At 67.7% G+C, this 18,861-nt stretch carries 19 protein-coding genes, 1 tRNA gene and 1 pseudogene; 5 read left to right on the plus strand and 16 right to left on the minus strand.

The window, feature by feature from the left end:
- The first annotated feature begins 112 nt into the window (after positions 1–112).
- Entirely contained in the window at positions 113–1,087 is a 975-nt protein-coding gene (locus GVV77_RS08790) for a DNA-3-methyladenine glycosylase family protein (RefSeq protein ID WP_159617731.1), read from the plus strand.
- Between the two features lie 147 nt (positions 1,088–1,234).
- Here the strand turns inward: GVV77_RS08790 and GVV77_RS08795 are convergent, their stop codons facing one another.
- On the minus strand, positions 1,235–1,627 hold the full coding sequence (locus tag GVV77_RS08795; protein WP_159617732.1) for a thioredoxin family protein: 393 nt from the start codon (positions 1,625–1,627) through the stop codon (positions 1,235–1,237).
- Positions 1,628–1,823: 196 nt separating this feature from the next.
- On the opposite strand from GVV77_RS08795, the gene GVV77_RS08800 reads away from it, so the two are divergent.
- Both GVV77_RS08800 and GVV77_RS08805 read left to right on the plus strand, forming a co-directional pair.
- On the plus strand, positions 1,824–2,606 hold the full coding sequence (locus tag GVV77_RS08800) for a hypothetical protein (RefSeq protein ID WP_159617733.1): 783 nt from the start codon (positions 1,824–1,826) through the stop codon (positions 2,604–2,606).
- Between the two features lie 11 nt (positions 2,607–2,617).
- A complete protein-coding gene (locus GVV77_RS08805; RefSeq protein ID WP_159617734.1) occupies positions 2,618–3,121 on the plus strand; it encodes a DUF6314 family protein in 504 nt (167 codons plus the stop codon).
- On the opposite strand, the gene GVV77_RS08810 is transcribed toward GVV77_RS08805, so the two are convergent.
- Positions 3,122–3,418: a hypothetical protein gene (locus GVV77_RS08810; RefSeq protein ID WP_159617735.1), complete on the minus strand. Its 297-nt coding sequence runs from the start codon at positions 3,416–3,418 to the stop codon at positions 3,122–3,124. It lies immediately after the preceding gene.
- A gap of 121 nt (positions 3,419–3,539) precedes the next feature.
- Between GVV77_RS08810 and GVV77_RS08815 the strand changes: the two genes are divergently transcribed.
- Positions 3,540–3,761 carry a hypothetical protein gene (locus GVV77_RS08815; protein ID WP_159617736.1) on the plus strand — a complete coding sequence of 74 codons (222 nt, stop codon included), beginning with the start codon at positions 3,540–3,542 and terminating at the stop codon, positions 3,759–3,761.
- Between the two features lie 57 nt (positions 3,762–3,818).
- Here the strand turns inward: GVV77_RS08815 and GVV77_RS08820 are convergent, their stop codons facing one another.
- The 5 genes and pseudogenes from GVV77_RS08820 to GVV77_RS08840 form a co-directional block, all read right to left on the minus strand.
- Positions 3,819–4,163, minus strand: a complete 345-nt coding sequence (locus GVV77_RS08820; protein WP_159617737.1) for a YtxH domain-containing protein — start codon at positions 4,161–4,163, stop codon at positions 3,819–3,821.
- Between the two features lie 976 nt (positions 4,164–5,139).
- Positions 5,140–5,745 (minus strand): annotated as a pseudogene (locus tag GVV77_RS18560) (M15 family metallopeptidase); the annotation flags it as partial.
- Between the two features lie 95 nt (positions 5,746–5,840).
- Entirely contained in the window at positions 5,841–6,518 is a 678-nt protein-coding gene (locus tag GVV77_RS08830) for an HNH endonuclease family protein (RefSeq protein ID WP_246199711.1), read from the minus strand.
- 114 nt (positions 6,519–6,632) lie between these two features.
- The gene (locus GVV77_RS08835; protein WP_159617739.1) at positions 6,633–8,777 is read right to left on the minus strand and encodes an acyltransferase family protein; all 2,145 of its coding nucleotides are present in this window, start codon (positions 8,775–8,777) and stop codon (positions 6,633–6,635) included.
- A gap of 244 nt (positions 8,778–9,021) precedes the next feature.
- Positions 9,022–9,103, minus strand: a tRNA-Tyr gene (locus GVV77_RS08840).
- A gap of 236 nt (positions 9,104–9,339) precedes the next feature.
- Between GVV77_RS08840 and GVV77_RS08845 the strand changes: the two genes are divergently transcribed.
- Positions 9,340–9,828: a YajQ family cyclic di-GMP-binding protein gene (locus GVV77_RS08845; protein WP_120164599.1), complete on the plus strand. Its 489-nt coding sequence runs from the start codon at positions 9,340–9,342 to the stop codon at positions 9,826–9,828.
- Positions 9,829–9,954: 126 nt separating this feature from the next.
- On the opposite strand, the gene GVV77_RS08850 is transcribed toward GVV77_RS08845, so the two are convergent.
- From GVV77_RS08850 to GVV77_RS08890, 9 genes are all read right to left on the minus strand, one after another.
- A complete protein-coding gene (locus tag GVV77_RS08850) occupies positions 9,955–10,941 on the minus strand; it encodes a metallophosphoesterase family protein (RefSeq protein WP_159617740.1) in 987 nt (328 codons plus the stop codon).
- 116 nt (positions 10,942–11,057) lie between these two features.
- On the minus strand, positions 11,058–12,110 hold the full coding sequence (locus GVV77_RS08855; RefSeq protein ID WP_159617741.1) for a metallophosphoesterase family protein: 1,053 nt from the start codon (positions 12,108–12,110) through the stop codon (positions 11,058–11,060).
- On the minus strand, positions 12,107–12,364 hold the full coding sequence (locus GVV77_RS08860; protein ID WP_159617742.1) for a hypothetical protein: 258 nt from the start codon (positions 12,362–12,364) through the stop codon (positions 12,107–12,109). The genes GVV77_RS08855 and GVV77_RS08860 overlap by 4 nt, the downstream gene beginning before the upstream one ends.
- Positions 12,361–12,696, minus strand: a complete 336-nt coding sequence (locus GVV77_RS08865; protein WP_159617743.1) for a hypothetical protein — start codon at positions 12,694–12,696, stop codon at positions 12,361–12,363. Before GVV77_RS08865 ends, GVV77_RS08860 begins: the two co-directional genes overlap by 4 nt.
- Positions 12,693–14,471, minus strand: a complete 1,779-nt coding sequence (locus GVV77_RS08870) for a glycosyltransferase (RefSeq protein WP_159617744.1) — start codon at positions 14,469–14,471, stop codon at positions 12,693–12,695. The genes GVV77_RS08865 and GVV77_RS08870 overlap by 4 nt, the downstream gene beginning before the upstream one ends.
- Positions 14,468–15,757 carry a lipopolysaccharide biosynthesis protein gene (locus GVV77_RS08875; RefSeq protein WP_159617745.1) on the minus strand — a complete coding sequence of 430 codons (1,290 nt, stop codon included), beginning with the start codon at positions 15,755–15,757 and terminating at the stop codon, positions 14,468–14,470. Before GVV77_RS08875 ends, GVV77_RS08870 begins: the two co-directional genes overlap by 4 nt.
- Positions 15,747–16,565 carry a glycosyltransferase gene (locus GVV77_RS08880; RefSeq protein ID WP_159617746.1) on the minus strand — a complete coding sequence of 273 codons (819 nt, stop codon included), beginning with the start codon at positions 16,563–16,565 and terminating at the stop codon, positions 15,747–15,749. Before GVV77_RS08880 ends, GVV77_RS08875 begins: the two co-directional genes overlap by 11 nt.
- A 10-nt stretch (positions 16,566–16,575) precedes the next feature.
- Complete coding sequence (locus GVV77_RS08885) at positions 16,576–17,667, minus strand: hypothetical protein (protein ID WP_159617747.1); 1,092 nt, start codon at positions 17,665–17,667, stop codon at positions 16,576–16,578.
- Between the two features lie 106 nt (positions 17,668–17,773).
- Positions 17,774–18,625 carry a glycosyltransferase family 2 protein gene (locus GVV77_RS08890; RefSeq protein ID WP_246199712.1) on the minus strand — a complete coding sequence of 284 codons (852 nt, stop codon included), beginning with the start codon at positions 18,623–18,625 and terminating at the stop codon, positions 17,774–17,776.
- Positions 18,626–18,861 lie beyond the last annotated feature (236 nt).

The following is an 18,861-nucleotide window of genomic DNA, read 5'->3' on the forward strand; positions in this document are numbered from 1 at the left end:
CTGGACGTCTTGGGGCTGCCCCGACGTCATGGAGCACACCGGTCCTGCCATCCGGCGGAGTGTCGCGCGGCGGGCACGCCGGGGGCGCCCGGGTCCGTGGCACCATGGTGGAATGAGCAGTTCCCCCGTTGTCGTCGGTTCCCCCGGCGTCACGACGGTCTGGGAGCCCGGCGGCCCCTACCACCTCGCCGGCACGATCGGCCCGCTTCAGTGCGGCGCGTACGACCCGGCCTTCCGCACCGTCGGCAGCGCCCACTGGCTCGCCTTCCGCACCGCCGACGGCGCCACCACCCTGCGCCTCCGGCAGCGCGGCACTCTTCGTTCGTCCCGGATCGAAGCCACAGCCTGGGGCCCCGGCGCCGAAGCAGCCCTCCACGGGCTTCCGCGCATGCTCGGCAGCGAGGACGACTGGAGCGGGTTCGACAGCCCCGACTTCCGGGCCACGCTGCCCGAGCTCGCCAGGAAGGGCCGCTACCTCAGTCCCGGGCTCCGCCTGCCCTCCACCGGGCGCGTCCTCGACGCCACGGCCCGGGCCGTGCTGGAGCAGCGGGTTACCACCTTCGAGGCAAGGCGCTCGTGGCGGTACCTGCTCGAACGGTACGGGGATCCCGCCCCGGACGCCGGCGGATCCGCTCCCCCCGAACTGCGCCTGCCACCCACCGCCGAACAGTGGCGGAAGGTCCCCTCCTGGGAGTGGCACCGAGCCGGCGTCGACCCCCGCCGTTCGGCCACGCTGCTCAGGGCGTCGCTCGTCGCCTCGGGGCTCGAGCGCCTCGCCGCGGTGCCCGCCGGCCCGCTGGTGAGCCGGGGTCTCTCCTCGGTTTCCGGGATCAGCGTCTGGACCTCGGCCGAGGTCATGCAGCGCACGCACGGGGACCCGGACTCCATTTCGGTCGGGGACTACCACCTTGCCTCGTTCGTCGGGGCCGCCCTCACCGGGCGGCGGACCGACGATGCCGGGATGCTCAAGCTGCTCGCCCCGTGGGCGGGGAACCGTCAACGGGTGGTGCGCATGCTCTACGCCAGCGGCTTCCGCAAGCAGGCTTTCGGACCGCGCCTTCGGCCCGAGGACCACCGCCGGCGCTGACCCCGTCGGCGCCGGCTCACAGCCCTGATTCACAGCTCTGATTCACTGCCCTCCGGAGCAGCTGTACGTCCGGGGAACGTCAATGCCCCCACCTCCGAGTGGAGGTGGGGGCATGAACCAGAGTCTTGGGTGGAGCCTGTTCCTGCCTTACTGTCCGTCGGCGGGATCCGCCTGGGCGGCGGCCTGCTGCTGGGCGACCTGCTCGTGGACGGCCTTCATGTCCAGGCCCTTGACGGCGTCGACGAGCTCGGAGAACTGCGAGGAGTTCAGCGCGCCGGGCTGGGAAAACACGAGGACCTGCTCGCGGAACGCCATCAGCGTCGGGATCGACGTGATCCCCGCGGCGGCGGCGAGGGACTGCTCGGCCTCGGTGTCGACCTTGGCGAAGACGACGTCGTCGTGCTGCTGGGAGGCGGCGTCGTAGACGGGGGCGAACCGGGTGCACGGGGCACACCAGTCGGCCCAGAAGTCGACGAACACGATGTCGTTCTTCTCGATGGTCTCGGGGAAGCTTGCCTCGGTGATGTCGATGGTTGCCATGGTTCAACCGTAACGAGTCCACCGGGCGGTGTCGCCCGTGTTCGCTGTCGATGAAGCCTCCCGCCGGGCTCGCCGCGGGGGTCGCCGCAGGCAGAACACCTCCGCTGCCGCCGGACACGATGGAGGATGCCCGTGTTTGCGCCGGGCCCGCCGCAGGCATAGCGTGGCAGGTATACAACTCCAGCCCTAGGCAATCATGAGCGACTCTCCGGCAAATGCTGCCGCTCCAAATGCGGTGCAGGCGCGCAGGACGCTCGAAGCGGGCGCATCGGCGGCCGCGCGTCTCCACGGTACGTCGACTGCGCCCGAGGGCTTGCTCCTCCTAGTGGTGGCGGCGGGAATTGCCTGCTACTTCGCGGCGTCCTTCCTCGGCGTGCGGGCCTCACAGCTCACAGGAACCGCGCTCGCCGTTCTCCTCGTGGCAATTGCCATCCTCGGGGTGGCCCTGCCGTTCCTGCTGCGCCGGCACCGCACCATCCGCCCGCGGCACTTTCCGGTCATCGAAACCGCGGCCATCGTGGCGTCGGTGCTCCTTGGCGCGGCGTACCTGCAGCACTTCCGCGGGGCGCCCCCCGGGATATCCGATGCGTTGTCCGCCGGTTTCACCGCGGTCCTGCCGCTGGTCGCCTGCGCCCTGTTCCTCATCGTTCGGTCCGTGGTGCTGGGCTCCGATGCACGCGCGGTTGACCCGCCGGTTCCCCAGCGCGACCGGCACCTCACCCTCCTCACCGCCCTGACGCGGGTTCACTGCGCTTCCCCGTCCAGCCTGGGCGCCGCCGTCGGCCTTCCCCCTGGCGAGCTGGCCGCCGTGGCGGCAGGACTTGAGAAGCAGGGCCTCCTCACGGCGCAGGAGCGCCTCATCTCCCCCCGGGACACGGCCGAGGTCCGCCTCACCGGTAGGGGACGCACGGAGGTCCAGGAGCGTACGGCGGCCCTTCTGGCGGCTGCCGGTGCTTCTCGCCAACCTCCGCCGGACTAGGCTTGAGTGCCATGAATGTCCCGGTTCCCGATCTTCGCTCCTACCTGCTCGGCACCTGGCGAGTCCGCCGCAGCCTGCTCAACCGCGCCGATTCCACGGAGGGCACGTTCACAGGAACCCTCACCGTCCAGCCGGTGACCGACGACGGCCCGGGGCTGTCCTGGCGCGAGGAGGGGACGGTGCACTTGCCCGGCGCCCGTCTCTGCGCCGGCCGGTCGGTTCCGCTCTTCACCGGCCCCGCAAACCGGCAGTACCTTCTTGTTCCCGGCGGGCAGGGGGCGCCGTGGGAGGTCCTGTTCGAGGACGGCAGGCCCTTCCACCGCCTCGGCCTCACCGCAGGCTCCTGGCGGGATGAGCACTGGTGCTCCCCCGACACCTACCGGGTGGAATACACCGCACTGGCGCAGGACCGGCTGAGGTACCAGTGGGACGTCACCGGGCCCGCCAAGGACCAGCTGCTGACGACGGAGCTGACGCGGGAGAGCCAGCCCCGGTCAGGCGCCGGTCCCTGGTGATCAGGCGGCGTACCTCCCGGGGGCCGGCAGTTCCCTGCGGGTGCACTGATCGGCCGGAAGCCAGGCTTCGCGCGCCCGAGAATGCTCGATCCACTGGACCCGCACGGCGTCGGTGGTCCAGGCCATGGCGAAGCCCTTAACGGTGCGGACGGTGCCGTCGGCATAGGTGAGCCGGGCCCACAGGGCAGGGGCCTTCACCGACTCGGTCACCGCCACGGCGGGCCGCTCCAACTGCAGCGGCGGCCCGTACCGGTCGGCGGCCGGCGGAATCCCGTGCCACCCCGAAGCCTGTGCCATGCCAACAGGGTAGACCTGTGCGGTGACACCGGCGAGGGGTTGCCCTGCCGAGGGTTCCCCCGGAAAAGCGCGACGGCCGGGGACCCGAAAACTAGAATGGTCGGGAAGGAAGGAACCGCCGATGAAGGCCTATGACTCGCTGCCGCCGATGGCGAAGCGCCTGACAAAATGGGCTGCTCTCGGGTTCGCCGCGGCCGTCGTGCTTGGCGCCGTCCTGATGGTCTTCGTTGACTTCTGGATGGCGTTCTTCATAGCGCTGGGCCTGTACCTCGCACTGATCGGCCCCCTGAATGCGGCCGCCCGGCGGGAGCACCTGGAGATTCTGCGCTCCAAAGGACACTGAAACGGGCCCGGCCGGCACACACTGTGCCCGCCGGACCCGTATTGCCGGGTGCCCGGATCAGCTCAGCGGCGGACGCGAGTTGGGGTCGTCGAGCCCGGTCCCGGAGAGGCCCTCATCGGTCACGGGCGGCGGTACGACGGCGACGGGGGTGCCTGAGTAGGGTGTGTCCTTGGAGTCCGAGCCGTTGCCCCGCTTCTTCAGGACGCTCGTAAGCTTCCCCTGGACGGCGGGGGCCTTGTCCTTGACCGTGTCGGTGGCACTCGAGACGGTGCTCTGGATCTTGGGGTTGTTCCACAGCTGGTTGGCCTTGGTCCGGATCTTCTCGTAGCTCTCCCGGCCGGCCCGCGTGCCCAGAACATACCCGGCGGCCATGCCCGAGGCGAAAACAAGCTTGTTTTTCATCGTGGTGCTCCGTTCGCTGATGGACGCTGTCTCCTTGAATCTAGACCAGCGGCATCGGCGGCGCATTTGGCTCATTCTTCTGGATTTGCGGGGCACCCTCCCGTAGAATCGCGTACCCACCCGGAGAATCCCGCGCGCCCGCGACGGGCCCGGCGTCCCCGGGCGCGGGACAGCATCAGCGGAAGACGCTGAGGGGACCCCACCCGGACCCGACCTGCCTGCTGCCCAGGAACTTATTGGTTCCGAGTCCGTGGTAGAGCAACCGTCCGTCGGTCGCCTTGGCGATCAGCCCGCGGGTTCCGGCGCCGTCGAAGCCGGCGGCGGCGTGCGACTGGACGATGGCGTTCCACCCCGAGGCAACCTGGCGGCGCGGCTCGGAGGCGAACCGGCCCGCACCGTCGGAGCGGTACAGGATCAGCGCTCCGGACGCCCGTGTGGCCAGCATGTCCTCCCGCCGGTCATTGTCGAAGTCGGCCATCGTCAGTTTCAAGCCCTGCCAGCCGCTCCCGATCGCCTGACGCGCTCCGAGGGCGCCGCCAGCGGGATTCGGGTAGTAGAACAACGTACCGGCCGAGTCGTATCCGACCACCCCTGGATACCGATGCCCGTTGTGCCATTTGCCTACGGTGATGGTCATCGACTGCCATCCCGCGTTTCCGACCGTCATGGGGCTGAGGAATCCGCCGGAGGCGCGGCCAAGGTAGACCGTCAGCCTTCCCGTCTTCCACTGACCCACCAGGTCATTGACCCCGTCGGAGTTCCAGTCGGCGACGAAGCCGGACTTCAGCCCGGTCCAGCCGGAGCCGATCCTGGTGCGGGGGGCGAATCCTCCCCGCAGGTTTCCTGGATAGTTCCAGAGCGTCCCGGCGGAATCGGCGGCAGCAACGTCCGCGGCGCTGCGGATGGAGGGGTTAGCCGGCACCGAAAAGTACTGCTCCATCGTCGGGATGCCGCGGTTCTTCATGTCGGTCGCCAACGGCACGCCGACATAGCGCAGGTGCCAGGGTTCATAGGTGTAGCCCGTGATGTGCGTGTAGCCCTTCGGGTACCGGACGATGAAGCCGTACCGGTGGGCGTTGGCCGCCACCCAGCGGCCGCCGGGGGTGTCTCCGAAGCAGCCGGCGAGCTCGCACTGCCCCGCGGCGTTGCCGACGTCGACGGCGAGGCCGGTCTGGTGTTCGCTGTAGCCCGGTTTGGCGGAAATCCGGTCGGCCTCGGCCTGGCCGTAGATCCGCACGTAGTGGTTGTACAGGGCCGCCTGCTCATCGTACGAGCGGTAGGCGCTGACGACGCCGAGCGAGTGACCCGCAGAGCGGGCACCGCTGACGAGCTGGGTGACTGACGAGGCGACATCCCGCCGCATCCAGTGGCCCGTGCCGGCCCAGTTGACCCGGTCCGGAGGGACGTACCGCAGGGGGTTCAGCGGCCGGGTCTTGTTGACGAGCACCCAGTAGTTGTTCGGGTCCGAAACCGGGGCCGCGCGGGCCGGGCTCACCCCGATCAGGCACATCAGCAGAACAATAAAGACGACGACGGTGCGGCGGGCAGCTCCATTGAGCCCGCTCTCCCTGGAAGCCCGCATGCCAGCCCTCCCGCTTCAGCGACCTTGGCGCTCAGAATACTCTTTGCCACCCCCGAATGGGAGGGCCGGGACACCCGCCGGCGCAGCGCCTGCGGTCAGATCTTGGTGATACTGAGCCTGGACGGCGGGCACGCGTCGGCGTACCGGACGAGTGCGGCCTTCTCGGTGCTGTCGACTGTCAGGCCCCAGCGCGTCTTCACGGTGATCCACTGCGCGATGTAGGCGCAGCGGTTCGACGGAGGAACCCATCCCTCGGGGCCCGACGTTTGCTTGGCCTTGGTCAGGGTCCCCGGCTGGGCGTTGAGCGAGCCCGGATAGCCCAGGTCGTTGTAGAAGGCGACCCGGCGGTCCTGAGTCCATGAGCGTGCCCCCGACCCCCAGGCCTCGTGGGCCGGAACCGTATGGTCGATCTGGACGGTGGTGGCCGACTTATGGGTCCGGTTGTCGAAACCGGTCACCCACCGGCTGTTCGCGACCGTGCAGCGCCGGGCCGAGGTGTAGTTGGGCGAACCCTTGCTCTCCTGGACCAGCACCTCGGCGCGGGTGTCCTGGCAATCGCCGTCCGCGTCGACCCAGTGGCCGAAGTAGCGGTCGCGGTCGAAGCCGAGATTGTCTTCTGCTGCCACGGGAAGGGACCGGGCTGCCTCCTGAAGCGTGGTGACGTCGGCTGATGCGGCAGCAGGTGCGGCGGAGGCCGGCGCGGCGGCAGGCTCGACTGCGGTGACGAGGAGGCCCGCGGCGAGCAGCGCCAGGAACCCGGACTTGATGTTCATGCTCAATTCCTGAAAGACAATGTGCCTCCAACAGGCACTCGAATAAGCATCCCACCCTCTGCCGGGCTGTAGGGCGTCGGTGGGTGAAAACTGCGGGAAAACTTGGCCTGCGCGTCAGCGCAGAGCGTCGTGGAAGCGCTTCTCGAACTCCGGCAGCGTCGTCTTGGTGTAGGTAGTCGTCAGGTGGTTGTCGTCAAGATAGACGTAGACGTTGCCGACCACCGGACTGCAGGTGCCGTCTGGGCAGATCAGGTCGGTCATATCGACAAACCGAAGCGCTCCGTTGGAGGCCTCCGCGGGCGGCACGGGCGGCGTTGCCGCGAGTTTCTCGCTGAGCGGGAAGGTGCATTTGTCGGATTCCGCGCCGTGCTCCTCGACGCACCGGATCATGTTGAAGGTGAACCGGGGGTTGTCGCGGAGTCCGACGACACGGATACCGGCCTCCCCCAGGACGGCAGCCACCTCCGGCAGGCCCGCGACGGCGCGCTCCGCGCTGGTTTTCTTGTCCGACCGTGTCGCCATGGTGAGCACGGCGTCCGGCCTCATCTTCAGGGCGTAGGCCGTGGCGGCCTCGTTGAAGTTGTTGCACCCGGCGGACCGGGTCTCGCTGGCCGTGCCGTAATTGCATCCGCCGAGAAGCAGGGTGGTCAACTGGTAGTTGTGGCGTTCCGCCAGGAGCTCAAGGGGCTCCACCCACTGCTCGACGTGGGAGTCCCCGATCACGAGGATTTCCTTGCTTGGTGTGCCCTCGGCGGGCTTGAAGGCGCACACCCGGATCACTGTCGCGTCGCCGTCGGGAGCATGTTCTCCTTCGCACTCACCGGCGAGCGCCCCCCACTCCCCCTTCAGGCTGCCCAGGTCGGGAATGGGCGGAGTGTCCCCCGTTGAACGGTCGACGAACCCGGCCATCAGGGAGTACGCGCCTGGGTTCTGGGTGTCGGCCTCGGCGATCAGGTTCGCCGCCTGCACGCGCATTACCTGCTGCACGGCGCCCACCGGCACCGCGACGAGGCCAAGGCAGGCCGCGATCACCACCAGGGTCCGCACCCGGCTCGCCTCCACCTTGGGAAGGTTCCGCAGAGGGCGTTCCACGAGGCGCGTCGTGACGTAGGCGAGCATCAGGGAAAGCACGATGATTCCGGTGCCTCCGACCGGCCCGACGGCGTCGCGCCCCCGGTACACCAGGTAAATGACCAGGATGGGCCAGTGCCACAGGTAGAGCGCGTAGGAAAGATCGCCCATCTTCACCAGCGGCCCCCAGGAGAGCAGCCGGTCGGCGCCCAGCCGGCTGCCGGTCTGGCCGGCCGAAATGACCAGCGCCGCCGACAGCAGCGGCCACAGCGCGACGAACCCCGGGAACTCCCCTTCGACGTCCAGCACGTACCCGGCGCTGAGCATCCCGGCCAGTCCCAGCCAGCCCGCGGCGACAGCGAGGACCCTGGGGAGCCTCAGGTAGGGCAACGCCAGCGCCAGCAGGGTGCCCAGGGCGAACTCCCACAGCCGCGCCCGCGTATCAAAGTACGCGTAGGCCTGGTTGGTGTTGGTTTCGTAGATGGAGAAAGCGAGCGACACCGCGAAGACGACGCCGAACAGCACCGCGGTCACGGTCCTGAACCGCAGGCGAAAAGCCTTCGCTGCCAGACTTGCGCCGAGGAAGAGCAGCGGCCACAGCACGAAGACCTGGCCCTGGATGGAAAGGGACCAGAAATGCTGGAGCGGGCTGGCGACGCTGGTATCCGCGTAGTAGTCAACGGACTCGGCAGCCAGCAGCCAGTTCTGGAAGTAGAACAACGACGCCCAGGAATGTTCAAGTACGAGGGTCCATTGGGCCCGCGGAAGCAGCACGAGCGCGGCGCCGAGGGTTCCCAGAAGAACGACGGCGACGGCGGGGAGCAGGCGCTTGAACAGGTGAAGCCAGTGCCGAATCAGGCCGAACGGGGTGCCTGCCTCGGCCTTCCGGACGAAGGTGAGGGTCATCAGGAACGCCGAGATCAGCAGGAAGATGTCCACGCCGCCGGACACCCGGTCAAACCAGATGTGGTACGTGACCACCATGAGGACTGCGAGAGCGCGCAGACCCTGCACCTCGGGGCGGAATCCCTGCCGGATGCCCGGTGTCCGGCGGCTCGTCGGCGGGGCGGCGAAGTGGCGTCCGCCGGTGGCCCGGCGGCGGCCGCGGGGCCCTGATGTAGCAGTTGGGGAAAATGGTGCCGGTGTTCTTGCCGGTACAGCAGGGGGGTCCAGAAGGTCGTCCCTCACGGGGAATCCTTTCGTCGTCTTGCAGGGTGATGCTCCGCGTCCTGCATGACGACGTGCTCCCGTTGCCGCCTATCTTCCCATGTGCTGATCCCTCGGCGCGAAACGACCGGCGCGGAACGGCGGGTCTGCCGACCGGGCCGGGGCGGAGGAAGCCCCCGCGCCGTCGCCGCAGCTAATCGGACCGGACATGCGAAAGGCCCGCTCCATCCCGTGCTTGCCGGGTGGAGCGGGCCTTTCCTTGCTGTGGCAGATGAGGGATTCGAACCCCCGTAGGCTGTGCCAGCTGATTTACAGTCAGCCCCCTTTGGCCGCTCGGGTAATCTGCCGAACGTCTCCAGATGAAGACAACCCGCAGCAAGCGCGGGCAAGACAACTTTACAGAACATCGGCCCCAGAATCGAATCGGCATCGACAATGCGGAAGAAACGGGTAATACCGTGCTCAAGGCGTCGGATCTGCGTCTTCGATGGGCAGGCGGAGCGGCACGACGCCGGCAGGGCGCCGCCGCCCGCAAGCCAGTAGGCTGGAAGCAGGAAAAGAATCCAACTTCTAAGGAGGCACAGTGGCTAGCGAATCCACGTTCGACGTCGTAAGCAAAGTGGACAAGCAGGAGGTGGCCAACGCCCTGAACCAGGCCCAGAAGGAGATTGCGCAGCGGTACGACTTCAAGGGCGTAGGTGCGGAGGTCGACTTCAGCGGTGAGAAGATCCTCATGAAGGCGAACTCGGAGGAGCGCGTGCTCGCCGTCCTCGACGTCCTGCAGTCAAAGATGATCAAGCGCGGAATCTCCCTCAAGTCCCTGGACACCGGAGAGCCCTACCCCTCCGGGAAGGAATTCCGGCTGGAGACCTCCATCAAGGAGGGCATCGCCCAGGACATCGCCAAGAAGATCAACAAGCTGATCCGCGACGAGGCACCCAAGGGCGTCAAATCCCAGATCCAGGGCGACGAGCTGCGGGTCAGTTCCAAGTCCCGTGACGACCTGCAGGCCACCATGGCACTGCTGAAGAACTTCGACGAAGCGGACCTTCAGTTCGTCAACATGCGCTGACCTCGCCGGAAGGCGGTGCGGCGTTGCAGCTCAGAGGACAGGCACGCCGCACCGCGACCTCACGGGAACGCCGAGGGTCCAGGCAGCGGCGCTAGCCGGTGCAGGCCATCGGCTGCGGCGGGGCTCCTACTGCGGTGCGGAGCGCCAGCCCACGTCCGTGCCGAACCCGGAGGTTGGAACGAATCTCCAGTCGAAGGACCCGTTTTCCCGCAGGGTCAGCCGGAGGAACCCGTGGGTGTCGCTGAACCGCTTCGAGATGTACCACGGGTTGCTCGTGAAGGGGCGCAGGCCGATTCCCCCAGTGGATACCTGGAATGCGGTCATCCCGTCCGGCACGCACTGGTCGGCGTTGTTCACCGGACACGACCGTTCATAGTTGTGTTGTGACCCTGAGAGGGTCAGACGGACCCGGTGCTTCCACATCACGTCAATCCACGGCTTGTGCTCATACGCCCGCTCGTGTGCCTCGGTGTTCGAGGTGAAGTACGGTTCGTGGTGAACCACGGCCAGGTGTTTACCCGCCTCTTTGGCAGCAGCGAGGTCCTCGTCCAGCCACTCCGTCAGCTTTTCGGCTTCCGGGATGTCGTACCGCCAGGGCGCGGACGACAGGAACGCGATATGCCAGTTCCCGAAGTCCTTCGAATACGGTTCCCCGTTGAAGATCCACCCCCTCTCCTGGTTGATCGCGGACTTCCCCATACTCCCGGGGCATTGGTCGTTCATGAAGTTGTCGAGGTCCTCATTGCGGCCCGGTTCCCAGTCGTGGTTGGGGGCGGACACCCAGTACAGCTTGGACTTCGTGCCACCCCACAGGGTCTGCCAATACTTCACGTAGTCCTCGCAGTACGCGGTGTCGTACTGGAAATCCCCGAGCCCGAGGAACGCGTCGATCTCGTCGTTCTCCACGAGGTCGGTGATCGCCGCACCGTTCCGCCCCGACGGGCTGTCAGTTGCGTAGGTCCCGACGCCGTTCATGTCGCCGACAGCCGCAATCTCAACCTCCTCGGGCGGTTCGGGCTCACTGGTGCATCCCGCGGTGGAGACCGCCAGAAGTGCGGCGACGACTGCGGCTACCCACCGGCGGGGTGTCAGACGAAGGAGCGCCGAGTGCATCCGATAACCCCTTAGAATTCTTCCCGGAGGCGAACATTCAAACAGCAGGTCGGGCTTTCGCCCCAAGCATAGCGAGACCACCTCGGTCCTCCCATGGGTGCTGGTATCGGCACGGCTCAGCCTCCGTCCGGGCGCCAGTACCGCAGCCCGCCGCTGGTGGCGCCGTCGGGGTCCACATCGATCACCGCGTGCGGGAACGCCCGACGGTCCGACTGGTCAGGTCCGGGGCCGCGGACGTCCGAACTCCACGTGCCGGTGTTGACGTACCGGGTGGTGGACGCCGTGACCGTCGACTCGATTGCCCGGTGGGTGTGGCCCGAAACGTACCAGGCCACCCCGAAGCCGTGCGCCGCAAGGGTACGTGTGATGGAGCCCGCTGCAGCGGGAGCCTCCTCACCGCTGACCGCACGCCCGGTGCCGCGGCGCACCATGCGAATCGCGGTGGCCGGGATCGCCGACACCGTCCGGAACCGGGACAGGCGGGCCAGATCCCGGACGGTGTCCCCGTCGAGCGCGAGCCGCAGCGACTCGGTCTGCAACAGCTCGTCGTACGCGGGCTGCCGGATGCGGCGTTCCGCCCGCTCGGATCCCACGCAGGCTCGGGCAACGGCTCCGGCACGGCGCAGGCGCGACCGTGACGGATGGGCATGCCAGGCGGCAAGAGGTGGCAGGTGCAGCTCATCGGTGTCGCTGACCGCCACGCGGAGCACCTCCGGTGTCCGGTGCAGCGCGTAGTGCTGGTGCCCGTGCTCGGCCACGAGCACGTGGGGCACGTGCAGGATCCACGGGTGCACCCTGACCCGCGTGGGCTCAAGGGGTGACAGCAGCGCTGACAGGCAGGCGGCAACCGAGGGCCGGGCCAGGTCGGCGTCGTGGTTGCCGCAGAGGAAGTGCAGCTGCACGCCGCGCGCCGCGCACGCCTCAAGCGCCTGGAATGTGGCCGGGTGGCGGGCAAGGATGGACTTGAGCCGGGACTGGCTCTCATGCTCCGCCAGCCCGGCCAGCTCGAACGTGTCACCCACGAAGGCGACGTGCTGCTGACCTCCGGAGGATGCAGGCACCTCGCGGCGCAGGAACTCGGCCAGCATCCTGCCGGGGCTCCGGGGGTCGTCATCCGATACGCCCAGATGGAGGTCGCTGAGAAGCCACCACCGCGCCCCACTGCTCACGCGAGCAGCTCCAGCACGCGAGGAAGGAAGAGGAGCACGCACAACACCCACATGACAGCGATGAGCCCGCGGCCTTCCCTTCGGCTGAAGATGGCGGGGCCTGCACGCTGCCCGGTGTCTGGACCGGTGACCGGTCCGGCGCGGCGGACCTCGATCGTGACGAGGGTGACGAGCAGCACGGCGGCCACGAACAGCCCCGCCACTTCGAACACAAGGCCGTTCGACGCGACCAGATCCTCCAGTTCCTCCATCACCAAGCCACCTCCTGCCGTGCGCGCACTATGCATGCGAGGACGGTAATCACGCCCATCGTGACGACGCAAGCCTGCCACGACCACAGCGCGAGGTAGAACATCGCCGTTGACACCACCGTCAGCGTGGCCAGGCCGATCGCCAGGACGAGCACCGCGCCAAGCGCGAGGTCGGTCACCTGCGTGAGTCGGGCCAGTGCCTGCCCCGGAAGGAGGACGAGGACAGCTATCGCGGCGACCGCCTGCAGCGGTGCCGGCAGCCCGACAACGGTCGCCACCGACAGCACAACGGCCGCGAGACCGAGCGCCACGGTCGGCCGGCTGACGCCGCTCATTCTGGCACCACCTCGTACACGCGCACGTGGGGGTTTCTGAACGAGAGCTGCACACCCTCCTGGGTCCTCAGCCACCTCTCCATTTCGGCGAAGTCGGGGGCGGTGGTGTCCCCTTGGATGACCAGACTCGCCTCGCCCGAACTCATCAGCACCAGGTAGGCGCCCTGGGCATTGCGCCGGGCGTATTCATAGACAGTTGGGGCGCACGTCGCCGGCGTCAGGTCCTGCTGGCACAGGTCCTCGATCGTCCGGTACTGGTGGTCGAGGTAGGCGTCTTCGCGCCACGGCGTCGGATGCGCGGCCGAGATGATCGCCGAGTCGGGCGGTGCCATCTCCTCCACGGCGTCCATAGCGGCGATCTCACTGTCGGCGAAGACGTCATACTGCGCGTTGCCGAACCTGCCGGTCACCGTCAGCGCCGCCAGCAGGAAACAAGTGAGCACGAGCGCTCCCGTCGCGCGGGAGGAGGGACGTGCGCTGCCCTCCGTGGGAAGCAGGATCGAGCATGCCTGCAGGGCGATGAACGGCAGCGCGAACAGGGAGACACGGATGAGCATCTCGCCGCCGTACATCTGCACGGGGAAGATCAGCACCGGGGCGAGGGCGAGAAGGATGACCCGGATGTCGAGGCGGCCTCTGCGCCAGTCCCGCACCGCCCCCGCCGCGGCGAGCGTCCACAGCACGATGGTGAGAAGGACCCGGAGCTGCACCACGACCACGTGTCCCGGGGTCCCGCTCACCCGGTCGACGACGTTTGACGTGATCGCGGCCCCCAGCCCCGCATCCTCGAGGGGCGGGTGCCCGACGAGGTATGGACTCGCAGGGTAGACGAGCCAGAGCACCAGCACGATGCCGGCGATCAGCGGGAGCCGGCTGGGCCAGACCCGTCCGCTCAGAGTGAGGGCGGTGATGGCAACGACCATCATGAACGGTGTCAACTGATGGCTCGCGCAGATGACGACGATGAGCAGCAGGGCCACCACCAGGGCGCCCACCCGGTGTCCCGGGCGGGAGTCGGCGGGCGCCCGTCCCCGCCACCACTCCGCCAGGTCCGCCGGTCGGAAACCGCGGAAGGGGGCGGGCCGGGCGGCCAGCGGGCCGACGAGCAGCCCGATCATGACGATGTACAGGAAAAAGCCGAAGGCCTGGGGAGACAGGTAATCCTGGTCCTGCCAGTTGCCGAGGCAGAAGAGCCAGAGCACCAGCCAGCGCCGTCGCGGATCGCTCGTGAGGAAGCGCGTCGCCGCGCCCACGGCAGTGAGCCACAGAGCCACGTTGAACACCGGTGCCCACAGGGCCACGGTCACCGGGTCGAGACCGGTCGCCGCGAGCATTGTCGCCAGCAGGGCGAAAAAGCCCGGCCAGTTGAAGTAGGCGTCGATGCCGGGATCCACCCCAACCTGCGAGAGGGCGTCGGAGACTCCAAGGTGACGGAACGCGACCTCACCCCGCGGTACGTCCGTCACGAAGATCGCGGTCCCGAAGAGCACGAGCACGAAGACCACGAGGAGGGACATCATGACCGGGCGGCGAGCCGGGCCATCGGCATCCCCCCGCAGCGCCACGAAGAAGGCGATGTTCAGGATCAGGACCCCGATCCAGAACGGGAAGGGCAGCACGGCGACAAGCCCCAGATCGCTCTCCACGGGCACGGACACCGTGGAGGCGGCGCCCGCGGCAAGGGCCAGCGACACGACTCCCGCCACGATGCACAGCACATCGCGGCGTTTCCAGCGCCCCCCGGTGGGTCGAGTCACTTCAAGTTCATCGATCATCGCGTCTCCCGCCTGACGTGTCGAAGGATGGCAACCAGCCGGAGGCCGATCACCGCGGCCCCGGCGGAAAGCGCCAGCAGAAATGCGAGGGCCATGGCGCTGGCGCCCCTTTCGGCGGCCAGCAGCGCTGCTGTGGAGACGGCGGTTCCGACCATCACGCCAACAATGATCGGCTCGACATAGCGCCCGCGGATTCGGCACACGGCGTTATAGGCCTGAAGCACCGCGTACGGCACCACTCCGACCGCCAACAACCGAAGGGCGACGGTGGACGTGTCGGCGTAGTTCTCCCCGAGCAGGTGGAGCAGCGGGCGGGCGAAGACGATGAGGACGACGGCAGCCACGCATCCCAAGGCAAGTGACCACCGGAAACTCGCTAAGAATTTCGGCACGAGCCGGCCGGGGTCGCGGACACCTTCGGAGAACTGGACGATGCTCATCAGCATTGGAGCGGTGTACGCGGCCCACGCCATCATCCATGCGGGATACCAGTAGGCAGCGGTCGCCGGCGATACCAGCTGCGCGAGCAGGAGCGGCAGGATCAGCCCGGGGGCGCGCTCGGTGAGCGTGATCAGCTGGTTTGGGATGCCAAGAACCAGCAGTGAACGGCTGTGCGCCAGGTGCAGGGATGGCCGCGGCCGGTAGCCGATCAGTCGTCGCAGCTGAATCATGCCGATGAGGAAGGCCACAACCGATCCGAAGGTCCAGCAGACCATCAGGATGTCGGCGGCGGCGCCGTTCCTCCACCAGGCAAGAAGCGCTGCCGCCCCAAAGGAGAGCACGCCGCTCACCGTGTACCGGGTCGTCGCGCTGGCGCCGCGGCCCAGTGCCACCAGCGTTTGGTCCAGCACGGTGCACATCGTCCCTGCCACGACGGCCACGAGGAACGTGACCCAGAAGAGGATCGAGGTGGACGCTGTCTCCGCGTTGGCGGTCATCAACTGGAGAAAGAGGAAGCCGAGGGCCAGCACGGTGCCGGTCACCGCCACGATGCCGAACGCGGAATTCAACACCCGCGCGGGTGACTCCCCCCGCCCCACGGAGACGATCACCGCCGACCCGGTTCCCAGCACCGCGAGCTGCGTGCAGAGAATCACCGCCGAGACCGCCGCGGTGGTGAGCCCGACCTCATGGTCGGTTGTCGCGCGGGCGGCCACGATCCAGAAGGCGAAACCCGTACCCGTCGCGGCGGCCTTGGCCACGACGAGGCCGATCGAGCTGTGCAGGGCGGAACGCCGGACGACCGTCGAGGGGTCCGGGACCGCGGAGGCCCGCTCAGCCCACACGACCGAGGCCCTTTGCCATGCCCGCGTAGTTGTACCAGCAGAAGGCGAGGTAGTAGCGCAGCCACCGGGGCTGGCCCCCGGCAAGGCTCAGGGCGCTGCCCCGGACGGCCGCGGCGGCGGGCAGCAGAGCCAACCTCGCACCGCGCCAGCCGTGCTTGCGGATCATCCGCCCGAGGCCCTTTCCATCCATGAGGAACTGATCGAGCGCAAAGTCAAAGTCGTCGGCGGCGAACCGGTGTTCGACCAGGACCTTTTGTGACACGCCCGTTCGCATGCCCGACTGCCTCATCCGCCAGCGCAGCTCAATGTCCTCCCCCGACTTGAACGAGTCGTCGAAGCCCACGCCCAGCATCAGCTCCCGGTCGATGACCGTTGCCACCAGTCCAAACCAGTTGCGGCTGCGGCCGGTGCGGTGGTGATGGGCCAGCGCCTGCCCCCAGTAGCCCGGTCCAGCGACGCTTTCCAGACCGGCTTGGAGTGCGTCGTAGCCCTCCTCCACCAGTTCCGTAAGCAAGTCAGCGACCCCCGTCGGCCCGAACACGACGTCGGAGTCGACGAGCAGGACCCACCGGGTGCTGCTGCTCTTCACACCGAGCGTTCGGGCCCACGGCAGGCCCCGGCCCTCGTCACTGAGGACCCGGGCACCCGCCGCGGTGGCAATTTCGACGGTGCGGTCGGTGGAGCATCCATCCACCACGATGATCTCGGCGACACCGGACTGGCTCAGGGCCTCGAGGCATCGCGGGAGCATGCTCTCCGCGTTACGGGCCGGAACGACAGCGGTGACCGCGCTGGGGCTGGAATCCACTGTTCACTCCTCAGGACTGCTCGTCGAGGACCGAAGGAAGCATCTCCTCAAGGAAACGAACGATGTCGTCCGAGGCCTGGTCCGCCGAGTACGCGGAAGGCACCTGCAGAAGGTAGCAGGGCCGACCGTCGAGCGCCTTGCTCAGCACGACCCCTTTTGCGGCGAAGTGCTCGCGCCACGAGATGACGGACGTGGCCGCCAGGCTGGTCACGACCCGCTGCGAGAAGCCCGCCATCTCGATGTGGAAGTTGCCGATCATGCGGTCGACCATCCAGTCCTTCGTCCGCTCGACGATCCGGGACCGGCTGCCCTCGAAGCGCTCGATGTAGACGGCGACCGCGAGCGGGGCCGAGGTTGTCACCTCCCGTCCGGGGAACGCGCTTGACGCATCGACCATGCGGTGCTCCGGCGACCATTTGCGGGAGAAGTCCGCGACGCGCGGATAACGAATGACGTACGGGTGCACCAGTGTGGTGAGGCGGCCGACGGTCTGGGAAAGCCCTGAGGGGACGAGGGGCTTCCGGACACCTTCGAACAGGTGCGGGTAGATGGCCCGGTGGTGCGGTTTGATGAACATCGGCTTCGCATAACCGAGCTGCGTGCCGTCCTCGGCGAGGAAGGCCCAGTCGTCGCCCATGAACGACCATCCCTCGCGCCTCATCAGCTTGGCCGCGGTGCTCGTCTTACCGGTGCCTCCGGCGGCGGGAAGCGCGATCGCATGACCGTTGTAGGCCATCGTTGCCGCATGGAACATGGCGGCACCCTGGCCGACCATCGCGGCGTCGAGAACTGGGACCACGGAGGTCAGCAACTCGCCCGCCCCGTGAATGCGCCACTGCTCGGGCTCCCTGACGATCTGGACCCGATCGTGTTGGAAACGCACGCTGGTCTCCGTGTACGCGAGCTCGTGCTCGAGCAGACCCGCCTCCGGCATCGGCTCCGGCTGGCTATCGACGATGATGTCGGCCGGCCCTTCGGTGTCGGTAGCGAAACACGCCAACATGCTCTGGAGCTGGGTCGCTGACGGCGCATTTGCGTCGACGCGGATCCTCACCCGGCCGTGGATGTCGAAGTGCAGTGCCTTTGTACGCCCGGTGCGCATATCGTCCCCTGTCTGGAAGGTGTCGGTTGAGTGGTAAATCTGGGGTGCACGGCGTCGGACGTGCTTTGGTTCCCGCGGTGCTACCCGGCGGTGACCTCTAAACGGGTCAACTCGCGCTCATCAAGTGAAGAACGCTCTGCGGATCCGTGGGTGTTCGAGGGAAGCTCACATTGGAATAGGCGTATTTCACCCGCCGCAGCACCTCCGGGCGGGCCCCGGCAGTGGGGGCCTCCCACACGAGGCACTCGTGGGCCATGGTCCGGAGCACCCGCCACCCGTCCCGAAAAGTCTGCAGATTAGATGCCCCGGAAATACGGTCCAGCTCCAGGCTGGGGACCTCGGCAATCCGGAGGCCGGCCTTCGCCGCCCTGACAATCAGTTCCGTCTCGATCTCGAATCCCTCGGATTCCAGCTGCAGGACCTCAAGGCACTCCCGCCGGAAGGCGATGTAGCCGTAGCAGAGGTCCGAGTAGTTGCTGTGCAGGACCACGTTGGCCAGCCCGGTCAGGGCATGGTTTCCGGCCCGCCGCAGCCAGGTCAGGTCCTCGGAGCCGCCTCCGGTCACATGCCGGGAGCCTTTGACGAAATCGAAGTCGTGCTGCAGCGGGGAGACGAACCAGCCGATCTCCTGCGGGTCCATGCTTCCGTCGGCGTCGAGCATGACGATGATGTCGCCGGAGGCCGCCGCGAACCCGGCCCGCAGCGCGACACCCTTGCCCCTCCGCTGCTCATTCACGACCACGACATCCCCCCGGACTGCACGTGCCACCTTGACAGTATTGTCGGTGGAGCGGCCGTCGACGATGACGACCTCGTCCACGTAGGAGGGCATGCGGCGAAGCACCCATGGGAGGTTCATTTCCTCGTTCAGGGTCGGTATCACCACGCTGACCGAGGCCGTCGGGGATGGCGCGTTGCGGTTGGCCAACGAGTTGGGGCCGGGGTACGGGATAGTCACGATCTCACCACTTTGCAAGCGAACGGTTGTGTCTGGCCGGCGGCCATGGGGAGCGGGCCGGACGGGCTCGGCGAACAGTCCTTGCGGATGACAATTCCCATTACTCGGCTCCAACTTTCGAGGTCGCACTTTCGAGGTCGCACCGGGTGCCCGTCCTCCAAAAGAACCCCGGGCCCTGGGTGGTGACGCTAGGTGTACAAGGGGTGAACCAGGGGTGCTGCTTGGTGAAACCCACA

Origin of the sequence: Arthrobacter zhaoguopingii (genome assembly GCF_009828605.1) — a bacterium.
Lineage (GTDB): Bacteria > Actinomycetota > Actinomycetes > Actinomycetales > Micrococcaceae > Arthrobacter_D > Arthrobacter_D zhaoguopingii.